Here is a 19,001-nt window from a genome sequence, read left to right as displayed (position 1 = left end):
TCGCCCGGGCGCATGCCGGCAGCCGCCGCACTGCCGCTGCCGGCCGAAGTCGAGGCCTGGCTGGGCTGGCTCGCCAGCCAGCGTCGTGCCGCGCCGACCACCTTGCAGGCCTATCGTCGCGACCTCGAGGCCTTGCTGCGCCTGGCCGAGGGGCGCGCGCTGGCGACGCTGACCGCGTCCGACATTCGGCGCTGCGTCGGGCGCCTGCATGGCGAGGGTCTGGGCGGACGCTCGATCGCGCGTCATCTGTCGGCCTGGCGCGGGCTCTACCGCTGGCTGGCACGCCACCATGGGCTGCAGGCCAATCCGGTCGATGGTATCCGCGCGCCCAAGTCGGCGGTCACCTTGCCACGCGCGCTCTCGCCCGAGCAGGCCAAGGCGCTGCTCGACGCCGAAGCCGAAAGCCTGCTCGAAATCCGTGATGTGGCGATGTTCGAGCTGTTCTACTCTTCCGGCCTGCGTCTGGCCGAGCTCGCTGCGCTCGATGTTGGCGGCGGGCTGGATATGGTCGAAGCTCTGGTGCTCGTCACCGGCAAGCGCCAGCGTCAGCGCAGTGTGCCGGTGGGCGGACAGGCGCTGCAGGCAGTGCGGGCCTGGCTGGCCTTGCGCGCGCAGGTGGCGGCGCAGCAGGAGGCCGCGCTTTTCGTCTCGCGCACCGGGACGCGGCTGTCACCCGCCGGCATTCGCAGCCGGCTCGCGCAGCGCGCACGGCAGACCGGCCTCGGCGTTCATGTGCATCCGCACATGTTGCGTCACAGCTTCGCCAGCCACTTGCTGCAGTCGAGCGGCGATCTGCGCGCGGTGCAGGAATTGCTCGGCCATGCCAGTATTCGCAGCACTCAGGTGTATACCCATCTTGATTTTCAACACCTTGCGCATGTCTACGACAAAGCCCATCCACGCGCACGGAAATAGGCCTCATTTAAGGTGTTTTGCCCATATTGGGCATTTTTGTGCGTAATTTTCTGCCCAGGGTGGGCTATGCTCCTCGGGTTGCACTAGGTATCCAGTATCAAAAATTACGAGAACCTGACCGCGCAAGGCGCGGCCTGCCCCAGGATGTCATGTCAGATAACACCAGCCCCAAGGTAGTGTCGACGCCGGAGGCTGCTGTGATGGCAGCGGCCTCTCGCGTTGAGGCGCCGCTCTCAGTGATGCGTTCGGTGGCGCTGCTGCTCGCGCGTCATGAGGTGCGTAATGTGCGTCGTTGGTTCGAGGAGTTCGACCGCGACATCCTGCTGCCGATTCTGCTCGGCGAGATTGCCTTGCACAATATCGGCGCGTTCGAGAACCACCGTGAGCGCGCTGCGGCCATGACACCGCCGGTTGGGCAGGCGGCCTCGGTTACCGACATGCCGAAGTGGGAAGGCTGCAGCTTCCGTCCGTGCAATGCTTATTCCATCGCCGCCGCCACCGGCCTGCCGCGCGAGACCGTGCGCCGCAAGATCGGGCGTCTGCTGGAACTGGGCTGGGTGACGCGGCGCGACAACGGCCATCTGTACGTTACCGCGGTGGCGCTGGAGCATTTCGGCTCCCTGCTCAGTTCGCGCGGCCTTGGCGAGCTGCTCGATACCGCTGACCGCGTGCGCAAGCTGCTGGCTGAACAGCACCTGTCCTAATGCCTCGCGCTTGAGGGCGGGCGGTAGTCGGGGTTTGCGCCTGGCTGTGCGCGCCACATCGCGCCACCGATCAGCAGCAACGCCAGGATCAGGCACGCAAAGTAGATGCGCTGGGCCGCCGCGTTCGGCAGCGGACCTCGTTCGCTGTAATACATGGCGCGCAGATACTGCCCGCCCACTGCGGCCAGCGCGAGCAGGCCTGCGCCCAGCAGGCGCGAGGCGAGGGTGTCGAAGTGCAGGCCGATGGCCGGGTCGGTGCGGGCGGGCATGAAGAAAACCGGCCCCTGCACAAGCAGGAACAGCCCACCGAGCACGCACAGCATGAACATCACCATCTGCAAGGAGCGCATGCGCGGCCGCCCTCAGCCCTGGAACAGGTCGCCGTCCGCGCGCGCTGGCGCCAGCCCGAAGTGCTGCCAGATTGCAGGCGTCGCCATGCGTCCGCGCGGTGTGCGCTGCAGATAGCCTTGCTGGATCAGGTAGGGCTCGATCACATCCTCGATGGTGTCGGTGGATTCGCCGATCGCCGCGGCGATGTTGTCCAGACCGACCGGTCCGCCGCCGAACTTTTCCAGCATCGCCGACAGCAGCTTGCGGTCCATCAGGTCCAGCCCCAGGGTGTCCACGTCCAGCATGCGCAGCGCGGCGTCGGCGACCGCGGTGCTGATGTCGCCATCGGCCTTCACTTCGGCATAGTCGCGCACCCGGCGCAGCAGGCGGTTGGCGATGCGCGGTGTGCCGCGCGCGCGGCGCGCGATCTCGAGCGCGCCCTCGTCGTCGATCTCCACCTTGAGCAGACGCGCCGAGCGCGTGACGATGAAGCCGAGCTCTTCCGGCGTGTAGAACTCCAGCCGCGACACGATGCCGAAGCGGTCGCGCAGCGGGTTGGTGAGCATGCCGGCACGGGTGGTGGCGCCGACCAGGGTGAAGGGCGGCAGGTCGAGCTTGACCGAGCGTGCGGCCGGGCCTTCGCCGATCATGATGTCGATCTGGAAGTCTTCCAGCGCCGGGTAGAGGATTTCTTCGACCACCGGCGACAGGCGGTGGATCTCGTCGATGAAGAGCACGTCGTGCGGCTCGAGGTTGGTCAGCAGCGCCGCCAGGTCGCCGGCGCGCTCCAGCACCGGGCCCGAGGTCTGACGCAGATTGACGCCCATCTCGGCGGCGACGATGTGCGCCAGCGTGGTCTTGCCCAGCCCGGGAGGGCCGAACAGCAGTACGTGGTCCAGCGCCTCGTTGCGCTTGCGCGCGGCCTGGATGAAGATTTCGAGCTGCTCGCGGATCTTGGCCTGACCGACATATTCAGCCAGGCGCTTGGGGCGCAGGGCGCGCTCGATGGCGTCTTCCTGGCGGTCGGCGGGCTGGGCGGAGATGAGGCGCTCGGGGCTTGCGGCGCGCAGCTTGTCGGTCTCGATCATGGTGCCAGTTTAGCCCTTGGAGAGCAGCTTCAGCGCCTGGCGGATGCCGTCAGAGACGCCGATGTCCTCGGCGAGACCCTTCATCGCGCCCAGCGCCTCGCGTTCGTTGTAGCCCAGCGCCAGCAAGGCATTGAGGATGTCGCTCTTCGCGTCCGGTGTGCCACCGGCGGCGAGCGCCAGGCGCGCGCCCTCAATGCTGGGCAAGGCCTTGCCCAGTTTGTCGCGCAGCTCCAGCAGCAGGCGTTCGGCGGTCTTCTTGCCGATGCCGGGGATCTTCACCAGGCGGCCTGCCTCCTGCAGCGCCACCGCCTGCGCGAGGTCATTCACCGACAGCCCCGACAGCACCGCCAGCGCCATGCGTGCGCCTATGCCCGACACCTTCAGCAACTGGCGGAAGACGCTGCGTTCCTCCACGGTGGTGAAGCCGAACAGGAAGTGCCCGTCCTCGCGCACGACGTGGTGGGTGTGCAGGCTGAGCGCGCCCCCGGTGGCGGGCAGGTTGTAGAAGGTGCTCATCGGCACGTCGATCTCGTAGCCGACGCCGTGCACGTCGACGAGGATTTGCGGTGGGTTCTTTTCCAGCAGGATGCCGGTGATGCGTCCGATCATGAGGTGAAAGCAGGAGACGGTGTGCGCAAGTCTAGCAGCAGCGGGCAGGGCTTCCGGCCTCCAGTCAGTGAAAATTCATACAGTTCGAGCGGTTGGCCGCGCGCTCATGGGCGCAAGAGGCCCAAGGCCGTGGACAGGCGGGGCGCGTAGCCTGCGCTTATCGGGCTAAAATCCCGCAGATCCGGCAGGGAGCGGGGCTGCACGCCGTGTTCCTGACCTGCACTCACAACGATATGAATCGAGGAGACACTGAATGCTGCAGATGAAGAAGGTGGCGCTGGCACTGGTCCTTGGTAGCGCGCTCGCTGCCCATGCCGAAGACATCAAGGTAGGCATCGCACTGGACATTTCCGGCCCCTTCTCGGCGCTCGGAGCGGAAGCGCGCGACGGCTTCGATCTCGCCATCGACAAGCTCGGCGGCAAGCTCGGGGGCCAGCCCGCGGAGTTTCTCAAGACCGACTTCGGCGGCAGCCCGGAGCAGGCCAACCAGCTCGTTGCGCGCTATCTGCAGCGTGAGAAGATCACTTTCTTCACCGGCCCGATCGGCTCCAACGCCGCGCTGGCGGTGGGCCCGGCCTTGTTCGCCGCCAAGGTGCCCTATCTGTCGAGCAACCCCGGGCCGAGCGCGTATGCGGGCGAGAAGTGCAGCCCGTGGTTTTTTGCGCAGTATCAGAACGACACCTATGACGAGGCCGCGGGCAAGGTCGCAAACGAGAAGGGCTACCGCAATGTCGTCCTCATCGCCCCCAACTACCCGGCGGGCAAGGACCACCTCAACGGCTTCAAGCGCCTGTACAGCGGTGCGGTGAAGGACGAGATCTACACCCGTCTGGGCCAGACCGACTACGCCGCCGAGATCGCACAGATCCGCAGCGCACAGCCGGACGCGGTGTTCTTCTTCCTGCCCGGCGGCATGGGCATCAACTTCGTCAAGCAGTTCGTCGGTGGTGGCTTGAAGGACATTCCGCTGATCGCGCCGGGTTTCTCGGCCGACGAGGACGTCATCCAGGCCGTGGGCGAGCCGATGCTGGGCGTGCTCAACACCGCGCACTGGACGCACGACCTGGACATTCCCGCCAATGTCGAATTTGTCGCGGCCTTTCGCAACAAGTACGACGGGCGCTATCCCTCGGTGTACGCGGCCATGGCCTACGATTCATTGATGGCGATGGACGCCGCGGTGCGCGATGTGGCGGGCAAGGTCGAAGACCGCGAAGCGCTGCTGCAGGCGCTCAGGAAGCCGAGCTTCAAATCGGTGCGCGGCGACTTCAAGTACGGCGTCAACAACTTCCCGGTGCAGAACTACTACCTGCGTGAAGTCGGCAAGGATGCTCAAGGCCGCCTCACCAATAAGCTCATCGGCACCACCCTGGAGCAGCATCAGGACGCCTACGTCGGTGCCTGCAAGAGGTAAGCGGGCGATGCGAACTCAGCCCTGATGGATTTCATCTTCGTTTTCGAGCAGGTGCTCAACGGCCTGGGCTACGGCCTCATGCTCTTCCTCATCGCCGCTGGCCTGACCCTGGTGTTCGGCATCATGGACACCATGAACCTTGCCCATGGTTCGCTCTACATGGCCGGCGCCTACATCGCGGCGCGGGTGCACGAGAGCAGTGGCTCCTTCGCTGGCGCGGTGCTGCTTGCCGTGTTGCTGACGGTAGTGGTCGCGGTGGTGCTCGAGGCCCTGATCATCCGCCACCTCTACCGCCGTGACCATCTCGTGCAGGTGCTGGCCACCTTCGGCATCATCCTCATCGCCGACGACGCGGTGAAGGCGATCTGGGGTGTGGCGCCGCTGCTGGCATCGACCCCCGCAGCGCTGGCAGGGCCGATCGAGGTCTTCCCCGGTCTGCCCTATCCGGCGTATCGCCTGCTGCTGATCGCGGCCGGGCTGCTGGTGGCGCTGGGGCTGTATGCGCTGGTGCATGGCACGCGCATCGGCATGCTGGTGCGCGCCGGGGCCTCGAACCGGCAGATGGCGGAGTTCATGGGGGTGCGCGTGGGCGCGGTGTTCGCCTTCGTGTTCGCCCTCGGCGCGGCGCTGGCAGCTTTGGCGGGGGCGATGATGGCGCCGATCAGCGCGGTGCAGATCGGCATGGGCGAGGCGATCCTGATCCCCGCCCTGGTGGTCATCGTCATCGGCGGCATCGGCTCGATCCGTGGTGCTTTCGTCGCCGCGCTGCTGGTGGGGCTGGTCGACACCGCGGGGCGCGCCTTCCTGCCTCCGGCCTTGCGTGCGGTGCTGCCGCCTGCGCTGGCGGCGGAGTTGGGGCCGGCGCTGGCCGGCATCGCCATGTATGTGCTGATGGCGGCGGTGCTTGCTTTGAAGCCGGCGGGGCTGTTTCCCGCTCGTGCCTGAGCATGACAAAGGCTCGCGGCTTGCGCCGCTCCTACAAAAACAGTTCACCGCCCGTGCCGGCGCCAGAGGACGCGGCCTACCCCATGACACTGACCCCATGACGCCAAGCTTCGTCTCCCGCCCTTCGTTTGCCGCGCGCCATGCGGGTGTGTTGCGCCGCCTGCCGTGGCTGGTGCTGGCCGTGCTGGCGCTGTTCCCGTTATTGGCGCCCCTGTTCGGCGTCGAGTATTACGTGGGTTTCATGCGCCGCGTGATGATCGTCGCCATCGCCGCCGCCAGCCTGAACTTCATCCTCGGCTACGGCGGCATGGCGGCGCTGGGGCATGCCGGCTTCATCGGTGTCGGCGCCTACACCGTGGTGGCGCTGGTCGAGGCCGGCGTCGCTTCGGCGTGGCTGGCCTGGGGTTGTGCCCTGGTCGGCGGTGGTGTGTTTGCGGCCCTCATCGGGGCGGTGTCGCTGCGTACGCGTGGGGTGTATTTCATCATGATCACGCTCGCCTTCGCGCAGATGCTGTACTACCTCGCGGTGTCGCTGCGCACCTATGGCGGCGATGACGGCTATGGTCTGTACACCCCGCTGACGCTGGGTGCGGGCTTCGATACCGCGCATCCACAGTTGTTCTACTGGGTGGTGCTCGCGCTCGCGGCGCTGGTGTTCGCCGTCTTCAGCCGCGTCGCGCATGCGCGCTACGGCCATGCCTTGCGCGGCATTCGCGACAACGAGACGCGCATGGTGGCGCTCGGCTATCCGGTGTATCGGCTCAAGCTCGCCGGCTTCGTCGCCGCGGGTGCGGTGGCTGGTCTGGCCGGGGGTTTGCTCGCCAGTCACAACGCCTTCGTCAGCCCGGGGCTGATGCACTGGACCCAGTCCGCGCTGCTGCTGGTGATGGTGATGCTGGGCGGCGCCGGCCGGCGCTGGGGCGCGGCACTGGGCGTGGCGCTGTGGCTGACGCTGGAAGAAGCGCTGAAGATGTACACCGACTACTGGCACTGGCCGCTGGGTCTGTTGCTGCTGCTCATCGTGTTCCATGCACAGCAGGGCCTGGCGGGGCTGTTTGGATCGCGCGCTCAAGCCGACGTGGGTGGGCAGGGCGCGGACGTGGCGGGGGAAGTGGACGGCGCAGCGCAGGAGCGGGCAGGGAGCGCCGAGGCATGAGCCTGTTCGTGGCCGATGGCCTGGTGAAGCGCTTTGGTGGCCTGCTGGCGACCGATCATGTCAGCCTGACGGTGGAGGCGGGCGAGATCCACGCCCTGATCGGCCCCAATGGCGCGGGCAAATCCACCCTGGTGAATCTGATCTCCGGGTTGTTGCCAGCCGATGCGGGGCGGGTGCTGCTCGACGGCACCGATCTGAGTACGCTTGCGCCCCACCAGCGCGCGCGCGCCGGCCTTGGGCGCTGCTTTCAGATCACCAGCGTGTTCCGCAATGACTCGGTGCGCGACAACCTGCTGCTCGCGGTGCAGGCCCAGGCCGGCTCCAGTTTTCGCTGTCTGCGCCGACGTGACAGCGAACGCGAGCTGATGGCGCGCGCGCTGGAGCTGGCAGCCCAGCTTGGCCTCACCGCGGTGCTCGAGCGCCCCGCCGGCACCTTGCCCCACGGCGTGCAGAAGCAGCTCGACGTGGCACTGGCGCTGGCTTCCAGGCCCAGGCTGCTGCTGCTCGACGAGCCGATGGCGGGCATGGGGCCGGAAGACTCGCTGCAGATGCTGGGCCTGATCGAGCGCCTGCGCGGCGACACCGCCATCTTGCTCATCGAGCACGACATGGACGCGGTGTTCCAGCTTGCCGACCGCATTTCGGTCCTGGTGTATGGGCGGGTGCTGACTTCGGGCGACGCCGCACATGTAAAGGCGCATCCCGAGGTGCAGGCGGTCTACCTGGGCACGGAGGCCGCATGAGTACCCCCCTGCTGCGTTGTCGCGGGCTGGAGGCGGGCTACGGTGCCAGTCAGGTGCTGTTCGGGCTCGACTTCGACATCCATGCCGGTGAGGTCGTCGCCCTTCTGGGGCGCAACGGCATGGGCAAGAGCACGCTGATCAAGACCTTGGTCGGCGGTCTGCGTGCACAGCGTGGCGAGATTCATTTTGCCGGCCAGCCCATCCACCGCGCACGCGCCGACCTCATTGCCCGCCTTGGCGCCGCCATCGTGCCCGAGGGCAGGCAGTGCTTTCCCAACCTCAGCGTGCGCGAACACCTCATCGCCTTTGCCGCCACGCGCAACAGCGCCGCCGCGCCGTGGACGCTGGAGCGACTGTATGCGCTCTTTCCCCGTCTGGCCGAGCGCGCCGGGCACATGGGCGGGCAGTTGTCGGGTGGCGAGCAGCAGATGCTGGCCATCGCGCGCGCGCTGTCGACCAACCCGCGGCTATTGATCCTGGATGAGGCCAGCGAGGGTCTGGCGCCGGTGATCCGCGCCGAGATCTGGCGTTGCCTGGCGCTCCTCAAGGCGCAGGGGCAGACCACCCTGGTGGTCGACAAGTATGTCGACAAGCTGCTGCCGCTGGCCGACCGCAACCTCATCCTCGAGCGTGGCCGCATCGCCTGGCAGGGCAGCTCGGCCGAGCTCGATGCGCAGCGCGGGCTGTGGACGCGTTATCTCGGGGTATAGCGCGGCGTGTAGAGACTCGATCGCTCGTGTCGAGAAGAGGGCGCATAGGCCTTGGTAACTTGCGATCGAAGCTCTCGTTGCCGTGGACCTTGGTTCCATGCCGTGCTCTAATGGCCTGATGACTACATGTATTCACAAGGAGTTGTCATGCCCACATCCATTCGATTAGACGCTGATATCGAGCGCCGACTCGACTTCCTCGCATCCAGCACCGGCCGCAGCAAGGCGTATTACCTTCGTGAAATCATCGAACAAGGCATCGCGGACATGGAGGATTACTACCTCGCTGCCGAGGTGCTGGAGCGCATGCGCAAGGGGCAGGAGCCGGTCCATTCCGCCGCCGACGTGAGGGTGGAACTTGGCCTGGAAGATTGATTACACCGACACCGCGCTCAAGCAATTACGTGGGCTCGACAAGCCGGTCGCGCGTCGCATTCTCGACTACCTGGATGGGCGCGTTGCCGGCAGCGGTGATCCCCGGAGCGCGGGGAAGGCCTTGACCGGTCCCTTGGGTGGGCTGTGGCGTTATCGGGTTGGCGACTACCGGGTGGTCTGTGACATTCAGGAGGGGGTGATGCGCGTGCTGGTCGTGCAGATCGGCAACCGGCGCGAGCTCTATCGCTGATTCGTCGTCAGCTCAAGCACGGCCGCGCACCAGCCACAGTGACGACTCACGAACGACCCGATGCGGGCGATTCCCCGCACTTCTCAGCCGAACATGAGCGCGCCAGCGAGCACCATGCCGTGCAGGTTGGCGGCGAGGATGGTGCGCTTGATCGCGGGCTCGAGCGCGGCGGGTTGTGAGGCGTATTCGAGCAGGTCGCGTGCGGCGGTGAAGGACAGCACCAGAGTCATCGCCGCGGCTGCGCTCTTCTGCGGCAGGGTGTCCTTGCCCACCATGCCCAGCAGCCAGCCATAGGCCACGATGGCGATCAGCAGATAAGCCCATTTCGCGGTCTGGGGTCCGAGCAGCACGACCAGGGTGCGCTTGCCCGCTGCGGCATCGCCGGCATGGTCGGGGAACTGGTTGATGAACAGCAGATTGGCCACCAGCAGGGCATAGGACAGGCCGGCAATGAAAGGCAGGGCGTCGAAGCTGCCGCGCTGCACGTAGTCGCTGCCCACCACCACCAGCAACCAGCCCGCGGCGATGGCCAGTTCGCCCAGGCCGCGGCTCATCAGGCGCAGCGGCGGTGCCGAATACGCCCAGCCCGCGAGCAGGCCACCGGCGCCAATGGCGAGCAGGCCGGGCCCGGTGTGCCAGCTCAGCCACAACCCGGCCGCAATCACCAGCGCGAGCAGGCCGTAGCCGAAGCGGGCGGTCTGGCGCAGCGTGAGCACACCGTTCTGGATGAAGCGGCTGCCGCCGGTAAAGGGAAAAAGGCGCTCGGTGTTGAGCGCATCGGCGCCGCTCAGGCCGTCGTGATAGTCGTTGATGACGTTCACGCCGGCATGGGCGAGCAGGGCGAACAGCACCGTCACCAAGGCTGTCACTGCATCCAGCGCGAGGCCGGTGCGGTAAGCCGTGGCCAGGCCGAGCACGCAGGCCACCAGCGTCACCGACAGGAAGGCGGGTCGGGTGGCGGCAAGGTAGCGCATGAAGACGCTGGGGTAGCGCGCGGGGCTGGGCTCAAGTGGCAATGGGGGGCTCATCGTCGGTGTGCGTGCGAGGGTGGGCGGAGTGGTCCGCGGCAGGGTTCACAGCAGCACGATGTCGTATTGTTCCTGGGTGTAGCTGGCCTCGGCATGGAGCGAGATCTTCTTGACGATGAAGTCCGAGAGCAGCGCCAGCGACTGGCTTTCTTCGTCGAGAAACAGATCGATCACGTCAGGGGCGGCGAGCACGCGGAATTCCTTGGCGTTGAACTGACGCGCCTCGCGCAGCAGCTCGCGCAGGATTTCGTAAGCCACGGTGCGTGCAGTCCTGACCTCGCCGCGGCCGCCGCAGGTGGGGCAGGGCTCGCACAACAGGTGTGCGAGCGATTCGCGCGTGCGCTTGCGCGTCATCTCCACCAGGCCGAGCGCGGTGAAGTTGGTGATGCTCATCTTGGTGTGGTCGCGCGCCAGCGCCTTGCGGAACTCATCGAGCACCATGTCGCGGTGTTCGACGTTTTCCATGTCGATGAAGTCGACGATGATGATGCCGCCCAGGTTGCGCAGCCGCAGCTGGCGGGCGATGGCCTGCGAGGCCTCGAGGTTGGTCTTGAAGATGGTGTCGTCGAAGTTGCGCGCGCCGACGAAACCACCGGTGTTCACGTCGACCGTGGTCATGGCCTCGGTCTGGTCGATGATGAGGTAGCCGCCGGACTTCAGGTCCACGCGGCGGGCGAGCGCTTTCTGGATCTCCTCTTCGATGTTGTAGAGCTCGAACAGCGGGCGCTCGCCGCTGTAGTGGTCGAGCAAGGGCAACACCTGGGGCGTGTATTCCGCTGCGAACGCGCTCAGCTTCTGGAAGTTCTCCCGTGAGTCGACGCGGATGCGGGTGGTCTCCTCGTTGGCCAGATCGCGCAGCGCGCGCTGGCCCAGGCTCAGGTCCTCGTGCAGCAGCAGGGGTGGGAGCGCGCTGTTCCTGGTGCTGCCGATCTCGCCCCAGAGCTTGCGCAGGTAGGCGATGTCGGCGCTGAGCTCGGCGTCGGAGGCCGATTCGGCCATTGTGCGCACGATGAAACCGCCGGGCTCGTCCGCCGGCACCAGGGCGCTCAGGCGTGCGCGCAAGGCATCGCGCTCGGCCTCGTTTTCGATGCGCTGCGAGATGCCGATGTGTTTTTCCTGCGGCAGGTACACGAGCAGGCGGCCGGCCAGGCTGATCTGCGTGGACAGGCGTGCGCCCTTGGTGCCGATCGGGTCCTTGAGCACCTGCACCATCAGGCTCTGGCCCTCGCTCAGGATGCGTTCGATGGGGCGTGGTGCTTCGCCGTTCTGGCGTTCGCTCCAGATGTCGGCGACATGAAGGAAGGCGGTGCGCTCGAGGCCGACATCGATGAATGCCGACTGCATGCCGGGGAGCACGCGCACCACCTTGCCCAGATAGACGTTGCCGACGTTGCCGCGGCAGGCGGTGCGCTCGATATGGAGCTCTTGCACCACGCCTTGTTCGACGATTGCGACCCGCGTTTCCTGCGGGGTGAAGTTGATGAGAAATTCGGTGCTCATGAAGACCTGCGTCAATGGGAAATGCGCAAGGGCAGCCCGCCATCCGGCGCCGGCTGCCCTTGCGCATTGCTCATCGGGCGAGGGCTACAGAGGATAGCCGAAGGCGTCCAGCAGTTGCGCGGTTTCAAACAGCGGCAGGCCCATGATCGCGGAGTAGCTGCCGCGGATGTCCTCGATGAAGATCGCCGCCTTGCCCTGGATGCCATACGCGCCCGCCTTGTCCATCGGCTCGCCGCTGGCCACGTAATGACGGATCTCGAGCTCGGAAAGTTCGCGGAACTTCACCTCGCTGATCGACACCTTGCTGCGGATGCGCCTGCCGTCGCTGAGCGCCAGCGCCGACAGCACGCGGTGGCGGCGGCCGGACAGGCGGCGCAGGATGGCGTGGGCGTCGGCGACGTCGAGCGGCTTGCCGATGATGTCGCCATCCAGCTCCAGCGCGGTGTCGGCCGCGAGCACCGGCTGCGGCAGCATCTTGCGCCACTGCGTGCGGCGCATGCCGGCCTCGGCCTTGCTCAGGGCGAGGCGCTCGACATAGCGCTCGACCGCCTCGTCGGGCAGCGGGGTTTCGTCCACGTCGGCGTCTTCGCCGCGCGTACCGCTGCGAAAGGTGAGCACATCGAACTGCACGCCGATCTGACGCAGCAGCTCACGGCGGCGGGGGCTTTTGGAGGCGAGATAGATGCGAGGGGTCATCGGCGCGGGTGGCAGGAAAAGTTCATTCGCGATGGTAAGGGTGCTTGCGCAACACCGTCCACGCGCGGTACAGGGCTTCGGCCAGCAGCGGGCGCACCAGGGCGTGGGGCAGGGTGAGGCTGGAGAGGCGGATGGATTCGTGCGCGCTGGCCTTGAACGCCGGCGCCAGGCCGTCCGGTCCGCCCACGATCAGCGCCACGTCCCGGCCTTCGCCCTGCCAGGCTTCGAGTTTTTGCGCCAGCGCCAGCGTGCTCAGATCCGTGCCGCGCTCATCAAGGATGACGCGGTGGCAGCGTGCCGGCAGCGCGGCCTCGAGGCGGGTGGCTTCGGCGCTCATCATGGCGTCGACGCTCTTGCCTGCGCTGCGTGGCTCGGCCTTCACTTCGATCAGCTGCAGCGCCAGCTCACGCGGCATGCGGCGGGCGAATTCGTCAAAGCCGGCCTCGACCCAGGCCGGCATGCGATGGCCGACGGCGACGATCAGCAGCTTCACTTACTCGGGTCTGGCTGCCTTGCGCGCAGCCGGCGCGGTGTTCCACAGCTCTTCCAGGCGGTAATGGCTGCGCACCGCCGGCTGCATGATGTGGACCACGATGCTGCCCAGGTCGACCAGCACCCATTCGCCGGTCTCTTCGCCTTCTATGCTGAGCACGTCGGCGCCGACTTCGCGTGCCTTGTCATGCACATTGCGCGCGAGCGCGCGCGTCTGTCGGTTGGAGTCGGCACTGGCGACGATGATGCGGTCGAACAAGGGGGTGTTGCGTGAGGTGTCGATGACCTCGATGTCGCGCGCCTTGATTTCTTCAAGAGCGGCAACGACGAGTTTTTGCAGGGCAGGAGTATCCATCAAGAGGGGGTCAGGTCCGAAGGGGTTGAACAGCGGGCGTTCTGCTTGCGGTAGAGATTGCGCGACGCAATATAGTCCACAACAGAATCGGGCAGCAAATAGCGGGCGCTGCGGCCGTGGCCGATCAGCGCGCGGATGAGCGTGGCGGAAATGGCCAGCGGCGTCGTGGTGAAGGGCAGCACCAGGCCGGCCGGGCTCAGGCGCAGCGCGCTTGGGTCGGCGCTGTGGCGTCCGGCGCAGGCGCGGACGAGCTCGGGTGCGAGCTGCGCCGGTCCGCCGTGGTCCGGGTGAGAGGGGTGGTCGTAGCCGGGGCGGTTGGCGACCGCGATATGGGCGAGGGCGAACAACTCCTGCCAGCGGTGCCAGCGCTGCAAGCCGGCAAAGGCATCAGCGCCGAGGATCAGCACCAGCGGCTGTTGCGGGCCGAGTTCGGCGCGCAGGCGTTCGAGGCTGAGCACGGTATAGCTGGGCTGGATCAGGCGTACCTCGCTGTCGTCGACCTCGAAGCCGGTGTTGCCGGCCGCTGCCAGCTGCGTCATCGCCAGGCGCTCGTCCGCGCTGCTGCCGGGCGCACCGCGATGGGGCGGCTGGCCCGCGGGGATGAGGCGGATGCGCTCCAGCCCGAGCTGTTCGCGCGCTTCTTCGGCCAGGCGCAGGTGGCCGAAGTGGATGGGGTCGAAGGTGCCGCCGAGCAGCCCCAGCGCAGGCCGCGCATCCGCAGCTTGCGCGCTGTGGTGTGGCGCTGAAGGGGCGGGGGCGGACTCAGGCGCCATTGCGAAAATCTGTGGGTGGCGGCAGGGCGGCTGAGGCCTTGTCGCCGGGCAAGCCGAAGACGTCACGGATGTTTGCGTAGAAGCTGGCAAACAGCACCGGCACCAACACCAGCGGCAGGGGAACGGAGGCCAGGGTGGCGAGCGAGGGCGAGACCAGACCCATGACGCCGATGATCAGGCCAGGCACGATGGCGCCAAACAGCAGCAGGCCGATCGAATAGGCGAGGAAGGCGCGCCAGTTGCGCAGGCAGGCATAGAAGCTGAAGAACATCGCCTTCGGCGCGGGCATGTTCCACCACGCGGCGAGCACCGGCGCGAACCAGTAGGCCATCATCAAGGGCGTGGACAGCGTCAGCGCCACCACCAGGGTGAAGCCGAAATTGGCATCAGCGGCGCTGGCTTCGTCGATCTGGCCGCCACGCATGGCTTCCATCAGCGTGCCGTCGTCGACCAGCCCGACCAGCATCAACACCACCAGGGTGCCAACCAGATAGATGCCGCCAATTGCGATCAGGGCGGGCAGGTTGCTGCGAAAGCCGGAAAACAGCACGTCCGGCCCCAGCTTGCGCCCGGCGTCGACCGCGCGGCAGGCGTTGAGCACACCGACCGACAGCGCCGGCATGATGAGCGAGGCGACGAGCTGACCGATGAAGGGAAAGATGCTCACCAGCACCAGCATGAGCAGATAGCCGAAAGCGGCAAAGGTGATCAGTGCGGGGTTCTTGCGCCACACCTGGAGGCCCTCGCGCAGCCAGGCCCAGCCGCGTGATGAGGGAAGTTTGTGTGCTTGCATTAGGGTGTCTTCAGTTCCGCAGGTGAGGTGTCGGGGGACGGTGGTGGCAAGGCCGGCAGCAGCGCAGCGAAGGTTTCCTTCCACGCGGCGTAGAGCGCGCCGGCAATCACCGGAATCAGCACCAGCATGCCCAGGCCGAAGGGAATCATCGCCACCCAGGTCGACACGTAGAGCAGGGCGGCGAGCACGATGAAGGCGAGCAGGTTGTGAAAGCAGGCGCGCGCGGACAACAGCATTGCGTCAAGCGGTGCGACCTCGTGCAGCATGACCAGCGCCGGGGCGAACCACAGCGCCATCATCAGCAACACCCACAGCACGGTGAACATCAGCACGCCCAGCATCACGCCGCCTGCAGCCACGCCCGCGCCAGGGGCGCTGCCGACGATCATGCCAGTCAGCGCCGCGCTGCCGCCGATGGCGGCGGCGATCAGCGCCGCAAGCAAGGCGCCGAGCAGATGGAAGCCGCCCACAAGCAGCAGGTTGCCGGCGTGGCGGCGGATGCCGTCGAACAGATGGCTGACGCGCAGCACCCCGCCGCGATCCAGTATCTGTGCGCCCGACAGCATGCCCGCCACCAGCACCGGCAGCGCAATCGGCGCCGCGGCCCAGCCCAGCAGGGGCAGCACGCCGAGCACGGCGATGATGACAAAGAACACCAAAGCCTGGATCGCCCACACCAGCGGCGCCTTCATGAACAGCTTCCAGCCGTCGGCAAGCCAGCGCAGGGCGTGACCGGGGGCGACGTCACCCGGCACGGGCGGCGGCGAATGGCGGCGGCGGTCGGCGTTCATAGCGGCAGCGGCGGCGCGCCCCGCACGCGCAGGCGCAGGATGTCGCGGTATTCGTTGGGGTCCTTCACCAGCACCATTTCGCCGGCGCGTGGCAGGTGAAAGTCGTCGGCGCGTGACAGCCAGAAGCGCAGCGCGGCGGCGCGCAGCATGGCGGGCCAGGCGGTGCGTTCGGCGGCGGTGAAGGGGCGCTCGGCGTGATAGGCCTCGAGCAGGGCCTGAGTGCGCGCCGGGTCGAGCTCACCGTCGGCAAGCGTGCACCAGTCATTGACGGTGACGGCGACGTCAAACAAAAACACGTCGTCGCCGGCGAAGTAGAAGTCGATCACGCCGCCCACGCGCAGCTGGCCGTCGTCGTCGTCCCACAGCACGTTGTCGCGGAAGAGGTCGGCGTGGATGGCGCCGGCGGGCAGGGCGCTGACATCGAGCGTGCTCTGGAAGGCGAGCTCGTCATCGAGCAGTGCCTGCTCGTCGGCCGGCAGATAGGGGCGCACGATGGCGGCGCTGGCGCTGCGCCAGGCTGTGCCGCGCGGATTGTCCTGATGGCGGCCATAGGACTGGCCGGCCAGATGCAGGCCGGCAAGCATGGCGCCGATCTTTTCGCAGTGGGCTATGCCCGGTGCCATCTCGGAGCGGCCCGACAGGCGCACCACCAGCGCCGCCGGACGATCCTCCAGGGTGCCGAGGTATTCGTTGTCGCGATTGGCGATGGGGCCAGGCACGGGCAGGCCATGGCGTGCCAGGTGTGCCATCAGGTGCAGGTAGTAGGGCAGCTCGGCGCGCGACAGGTCTTCGAACAGCGTCAGCACGTAACGCCCGAGGGTGGTGGTGACGAAGAAGTTGCTGTTCTGCACGCCGGCGGAGATGCCCTTGAGCTCGGTGAGCCGGCCGACGGCGTAGCCTTTCAGCCACTCGGCGAGGACGGACTCCGGAACGGGGGTGAAGACGGACATGCGGACTCCGGGGGGTGGGGAGCCAGGCGGTTCAGGCTGGCTGCGGGACAAGGACGTTGAAAGCAGGGGTCTCGGGGGCAGGGAGGTCAGGATCAGGCCCCGATTTCGCGTCCGCGATCAGGCGCCGCCCGCGCTGGGGGCTGGGCGCCGCGCTGGGCATTTACCAGGACTTGATCACCCACATCGGCACTGCCAGATTGGGCAGCGAATCCTCGCGCACCATCTGGCCCTTGCCTTCCTTGTCGATCAGGTAATAGGGCACGCCGTGCGGCGGCGTGACCTTGACCATGTAGAGCTTGCCGTGCAGGCGGTACTCGGCCACGGTGTCCTCGCCGCGCTTGAGGATGGTGACCTCGGGCTCGTCGAGTTCGCTGCCGGCCGGCATGGGCGGCGGCTCGGGGATGGGTTCGAGGGCGGGCTGCTGCTGGGCAAAGGCCGGAACGGCGGCAGCGAGCAACAGGGCAATGAGGGTGCGTCGCATGAGGTTCTCCTGGAGATGCCGCAATTCTAACGGTTTAGTGCCTGTGCTGCGCTCACCCCTGTCACCCACATGGTTGCAGGCGCATGCAGGCTGCCCGCTTACAGATTGAGCATCATCTCGTGCTCTTCCGCCAAGGGGGTGAAGCCGCGCTTCTCATAGTGCTTGAAGATGGCCTCGACCACGTCCTCGGGCTTGTCGATGACCTGTATCAGATCGAGGTCTTCGGCGCTGATCATGCCCTCGCCGACCAGGCGCTCGCGCAACCAGTCGAGCAGGCCCTGCCAGAAGGCGGTGTCAACCAGGATGATGGGGATCTCGCGGCTCTTCTTGGTCTGCACCAGGGTCATCGCCTCGAGCAGCTCATCCAGCGTGCCGAAGCCGCCGGGCATGACGACGTAGGCCGTGGCAAAGCGCACGAACATGAACTTGCGCGCGAAGAAATGGCGGAAGGTCTGCGAGATGTCCTGGTAGGGGTTGGCGTTCTGTTCCATCGGCAGCTGGATGTTGAGCCCTACCGAAGGGCTCTTGCCGAAGAAGGCGCCCTTGTTCGCCGCCTCCATGATGCCCGGGCCGCCGCCCGAGATCACCGAAAAGCCCGAATCCGACAGCAGGCGGGCGATCTGTTCGGTGAGCGCGTAATAGCGGTGACCTGACGGAATGCGTGCACTGCCGAAGATGGAGACCGCGGGGCGGATCGCGGACAGGCGTTCGGTCGCCTCCACGAACTCTGCCATAATTCCGAAGATCCGCCAGGATTCGCGTGCGTTGTGGCGGGGCGCGGTGCTGTCAGGCGCGCTGCGGGGGAGTTTGTTTTTCGCGCTCATCTTGTTCTCTTTATTGCCCTTTCTTGTCCGGCAAGGATTTCTCAGAATGCCCACCCTGTTGCTCGTCGATGGCTCCAGCTACCTCTATCGCGCTTTCCATGCACTGCCTGATCTGCGCAACTCGCAGGGCGAGCCGACGGGGGCGATCCGCGGGGTGCTGTCGATGCTACGTCGGCTGGAAAGCGACTACAAGGCGGAATTCCGCGCCTGCGTGTTCGACGCCAAGGGCAAGACCTTTCGCGACGACTGGTATCCCGACTACAAGGCCAACCGCCCCTCCATGCCCGACGATCTGCGCGCCCAGGTCGAGCCCCTGCACGCGGCGGTGCAGGCCGAGGGCTGGCCGCTGCTGGCGGTGGAGGGGGTCGAGGCCGACGACGTCATCGGCACCCTGACGCGGCAGGCGGTGGAGCGCGGCTGGGAGGTGGTGATTTCCACCGGCGACAAGGACTTGGTCCAGCTCGTGCGCCCCGGCGTGCGCTGGGTGAACACGATGAGCGAGGAAGTGCTCGATGTGGCGGGGGTGGAGGCCAAGTTTGGCGTGCTCCCCGAGCGCATCGTCGATTACCTCGCCCTCGTCGGTGACACCGTGGACAACGTGCCGGGGGTGGAGAAGTGCGGCCCCAAGACCGCGGTGAAATGGCTGACGCAATATGGCAGCCTGGATGAACTGGTCGCCAACGCCGACAAGGTGGGCGGCAAGGTGGGCGAGAACCTGCGCAAGCATCTGGATTTTCTGCCGCTGGGGCGCCGGCTGGTGACGGTGGCAACCGACCTCGAGTTGCCGCTCACGCTCGACGAGCTGCCCGCGCGCGACGACGACAAGGTGGCGCTGCGCGCGCTCTACGAGCGTTTCGAGTTCAGGTCGTGGCTGCGGGACCTGGATGGAGACGCGGGCGCCAGCCTGGACAAGCTCGTGGCGCGCAGTGCCCCCGCGCGGCGCTACGGCGCCGACGCCGCCGCGAAGCCCCATTCCCCCGATACGCCGCACTACCCCGATACGCCCCATTCCCCCGATACGCCCCATTCCCCCGATACGCCCCATTCCCCCGATACGCCGCACTACCCTGTAGGAGCGC

At 66.9% G+C, this 19,001-nt stretch carries 24 protein-coding genes; 10 read left to right on the top strand and 14 right to left on the bottom strand.

Features of this window, described 5'->3' with window-relative positions; translation table 11 throughout:
- Positions 1-12: 12 nt before the first annotated feature.
- Positions 13-915 (top strand): tyrosine recombinase XerC, encoded by a 903-nt coding sequence (gene xerC / locus M622_RS24080; protein WP_031346293.1) that lies wholly within the window; start codon positions 13-15, stop codon positions 913-915.
- 200 nt (positions 916-1,115) lie between these two features.
- The gene (locus M622_RS24075; RefSeq protein WP_021248127.1) at positions 1,116-1,619 is read left to right on the top strand and encodes a helix-turn-helix domain-containing protein; all 504 of its coding nucleotides are present in this window, start codon (positions 1,116-1,118) and stop codon (positions 1,617-1,619) included.
- Here M622_RS24075 and M622_RS24070 read toward each other — a convergent pair.
- From M622_RS24070 to ruvA, 3 genes are read right to left on the bottom strand one after another with little or no spacing between them, the layout of a single operon-like run.
- Positions 1,616-1,969 (bottom strand): hypothetical protein, encoded by a 354-nt coding sequence (locus tag M622_RS24070; protein WP_021248126.1) that lies wholly within the window; start codon positions 1,967-1,969, stop codon positions 1,616-1,618. The genes M622_RS24075 and M622_RS24070 overlap by 4 nt on opposite strands.
- 12 nt (positions 1,970-1,981) lie before the next feature.
- Positions 1,982-3,037: a Holliday junction branch migration DNA helicase RuvB gene (ruvB, locus tag M622_RS24065; RefSeq protein ID WP_021248125.1), complete on the bottom strand. Its 1,056-nt coding sequence runs from the start codon at positions 3,035-3,037 to the stop codon at positions 1,982-1,984.
- A 9-nt stretch (positions 3,038-3,046) separates the two neighbouring features.
- Positions 3,047-3,646: a Holliday junction branch migration protein RuvA gene (ruvA, locus tag M622_RS24060; RefSeq protein ID WP_021248124.1), complete on the bottom strand. Its 600-nt coding sequence runs from the start codon at positions 3,644-3,646 to the stop codon at positions 3,047-3,049.
- 253 nt (positions 3,647-3,899) lie between these two features.
- On the opposite strand from ruvA, the gene M622_RS24055 reads away from it, so the two are divergent.
- The 7 genes from M622_RS24055 to M622_RS24025 all read left to right on the top strand — a co-directional run bounded on the left by M622_RS24055 (position 3,900) and on the right by M622_RS24025 (position 9,239).
- Positions 3,900-5,060 carry an ABC transporter substrate-binding protein gene (locus M622_RS24055; protein WP_021248123.1) on the top strand — a complete coding sequence of 387 codons (1,161 nt, stop codon included), beginning with the start codon at positions 3,900-3,902 and terminating at the stop codon, positions 5,058-5,060.
- Positions 5,061-5,084: 24 nt separating this feature from the next.
- Positions 5,085-6,005 (top strand): branched-chain amino acid ABC transporter permease, encoded by a 921-nt coding sequence (locus M622_RS24050; RefSeq protein ID WP_021248122.1) that lies wholly within the window; start codon positions 5,085-5,087, stop codon positions 6,003-6,005.
- Between the two features lie 97 nt (positions 6,006-6,102).
- On the top strand, positions 6,103-7,161 hold the full coding sequence (locus M622_RS24045) for a branched-chain amino acid ABC transporter permease (protein WP_021248121.1): 1,059 nt from the start codon (positions 6,103-6,105) through the stop codon (positions 7,159-7,161).
- Positions 7,158-7,904: an ABC transporter ATP-binding protein gene (locus tag M622_RS24040; protein ID WP_021248120.1), complete on the top strand. Its 747-nt coding sequence runs from the start codon at positions 7,158-7,160 to the stop codon at positions 7,902-7,904. The genes M622_RS24045 and M622_RS24040 overlap by 4 nt, the downstream gene beginning before the upstream one ends.
- Positions 7,901-8,614 carry an ABC transporter ATP-binding protein gene (locus tag M622_RS24035; RefSeq protein ID WP_021248119.1) on the top strand — a complete coding sequence of 238 codons (714 nt, stop codon included), beginning with the start codon at positions 7,901-7,903 and terminating at the stop codon, positions 8,612-8,614. The genes M622_RS24040 and M622_RS24035 overlap by 4 nt, the downstream gene beginning before the upstream one ends.
- Positions 8,615-8,761: 147 nt before the next feature.
- The gene (gene relB, locus M622_RS24030; protein ID WP_021248118.1) at positions 8,762-8,989 is read left to right on the top strand and encodes a type II toxin-antitoxin system RelB family antitoxin; all 228 of its coding nucleotides are present in this window, start codon (positions 8,762-8,764) and stop codon (positions 8,987-8,989) included.
- Positions 8,973-9,239 (top strand): type II toxin-antitoxin system RelE family toxin, encoded by a 267-nt coding sequence (locus M622_RS24025; protein ID WP_021248117.1) that lies wholly within the window; start codon positions 8,973-8,975, stop codon positions 9,237-9,239. The genes relB and M622_RS24025 overlap by 17 nt, the downstream gene beginning before the upstream one ends.
- Positions 9,240-9,322: 83 nt before the next feature.
- Here M622_RS24025 and M622_RS24020 read toward each other — a convergent pair whose 3' ends face one another.
- The 11 genes from M622_RS24020 to M622_RS23970 all read right to left on the bottom strand — a co-directional run bounded on the left by M622_RS24020 (position 9,323) and on the right by M622_RS23970 (position 17,922).
- Positions 9,323-10,267, bottom strand: coding sequence for a prenyltransferase (locus M622_RS24020; RefSeq protein ID WP_031346288.1), 945 nt, complete (start codon positions 10,265-10,267; stop codon positions 9,323-9,325).
- A 45-nt stretch (positions 10,268-10,312) separates the two neighbouring features.
- The gene (gene rng / locus M622_RS24015; protein ID WP_021248115.1) at positions 10,313-11,767 is read right to left on the bottom strand and encodes a ribonuclease G; all 1,455 of its coding nucleotides are present in this window, start codon (positions 11,765-11,767) and stop codon (positions 10,313-10,315) included.
- Positions 11,768-11,851: 84 nt separating this feature from the next.
- Positions 11,852-12,463: a Maf family protein gene (locus tag M622_RS24010; protein WP_021248114.1), complete on the bottom strand. Its 612-nt coding sequence runs from the start codon at positions 12,461-12,463 to the stop codon at positions 11,852-11,854.
- A gap of 22 nt (positions 12,464-12,485) precedes the next feature.
- A complete protein-coding gene (gene rlmH, locus M622_RS24005) occupies positions 12,486-12,956 on the bottom strand; it encodes a 23S rRNA (pseudouridine(1915)-N(3))-methyltransferase RlmH (protein ID WP_021248113.1) in 471 nt (156 codons plus the stop codon).
- Positions 12,957-13,310, bottom strand: coding sequence for a ribosome silencing factor (gene rsfS / locus M622_RS24000; protein WP_021248112.1), 354 nt, complete (start codon positions 13,308-13,310; stop codon positions 12,957-12,959). It abuts the gene before it with no gap.
- Complete coding sequence (gene nadD / locus M622_RS23995) at positions 13,310-14,083, bottom strand: nicotinate-nucleotide adenylyltransferase (RefSeq protein ID WP_021248111.1); 774 nt, start codon at positions 14,081-14,083, stop codon at positions 13,310-13,312. The genes rsfS and nadD overlap by 1 nt, the downstream gene beginning before the upstream one ends.
- A complete protein-coding gene (locus M622_RS23990) occupies positions 14,073-14,876 on the bottom strand; it encodes a BPSS1780 family membrane protein (protein WP_021248110.1) in 804 nt (267 codons plus the stop codon). The genes nadD and M622_RS23990 overlap by 11 nt, the downstream gene beginning before the upstream one ends.
- Complete coding sequence (locus M622_RS23985) at positions 14,876-15,667, bottom strand: BPSS1780 family membrane protein (protein WP_021248109.1); 792 nt, start codon at positions 15,665-15,667, stop codon at positions 14,876-14,878. Before M622_RS23985 ends, M622_RS23990 begins: the two co-directional genes overlap by 1 nt.
- Positions 15,664-16,617, bottom strand: coding sequence for a homoserine kinase (locus tag M622_RS23980; RefSeq protein ID WP_021248108.1), 954 nt, complete (start codon positions 16,615-16,617; stop codon positions 15,664-15,666). The genes M622_RS23985 and M622_RS23980 overlap by 4 nt, the downstream gene beginning before the upstream one ends.
- Before the next feature lie 160 nt (positions 16,618-16,777).
- The gene (locus tag M622_RS23975) at positions 16,778-17,098 is read right to left on the bottom strand and encodes a DUF2782 domain-containing protein (RefSeq protein ID WP_021248107.1); all 321 of its coding nucleotides are present in this window, start codon (positions 17,096-17,098) and stop codon (positions 16,778-16,780) included.
- A 98-nt stretch (positions 17,099-17,196) separates the two neighbouring features.
- Complete coding sequence (locus M622_RS23970; RefSeq protein WP_021248106.1) at positions 17,197-17,922, bottom strand: LOG family protein; 726 nt, start codon at positions 17,920-17,922, stop codon at positions 17,197-17,199.
- A gap of 46 nt (positions 17,923-17,968) precedes the next feature.
- Here M622_RS23970 and M622_RS23965 point away from each other — a divergent pair.
- Positions 17,969-19,001 (top strand): 5'-3' exonuclease (locus M622_RS23965; protein ID WP_040830387.1); only part of this gene is annotated, 1,033 nt, incomplete at its 3' end.

Origin of the sequence: Thauera terpenica 58Eu (genome assembly GCF_000443165.1) — a bacterium.
Taxonomy (GTDB): domain Bacteria; phylum Pseudomonadota; class Gammaproteobacteria; order Burkholderiales; family Rhodocyclaceae; genus Thauera; species Thauera terpenica.
Note: the sequence above shows the minus strand (reverse complement) of the source record. Positions and strands in the feature narration are given on the sequence as shown.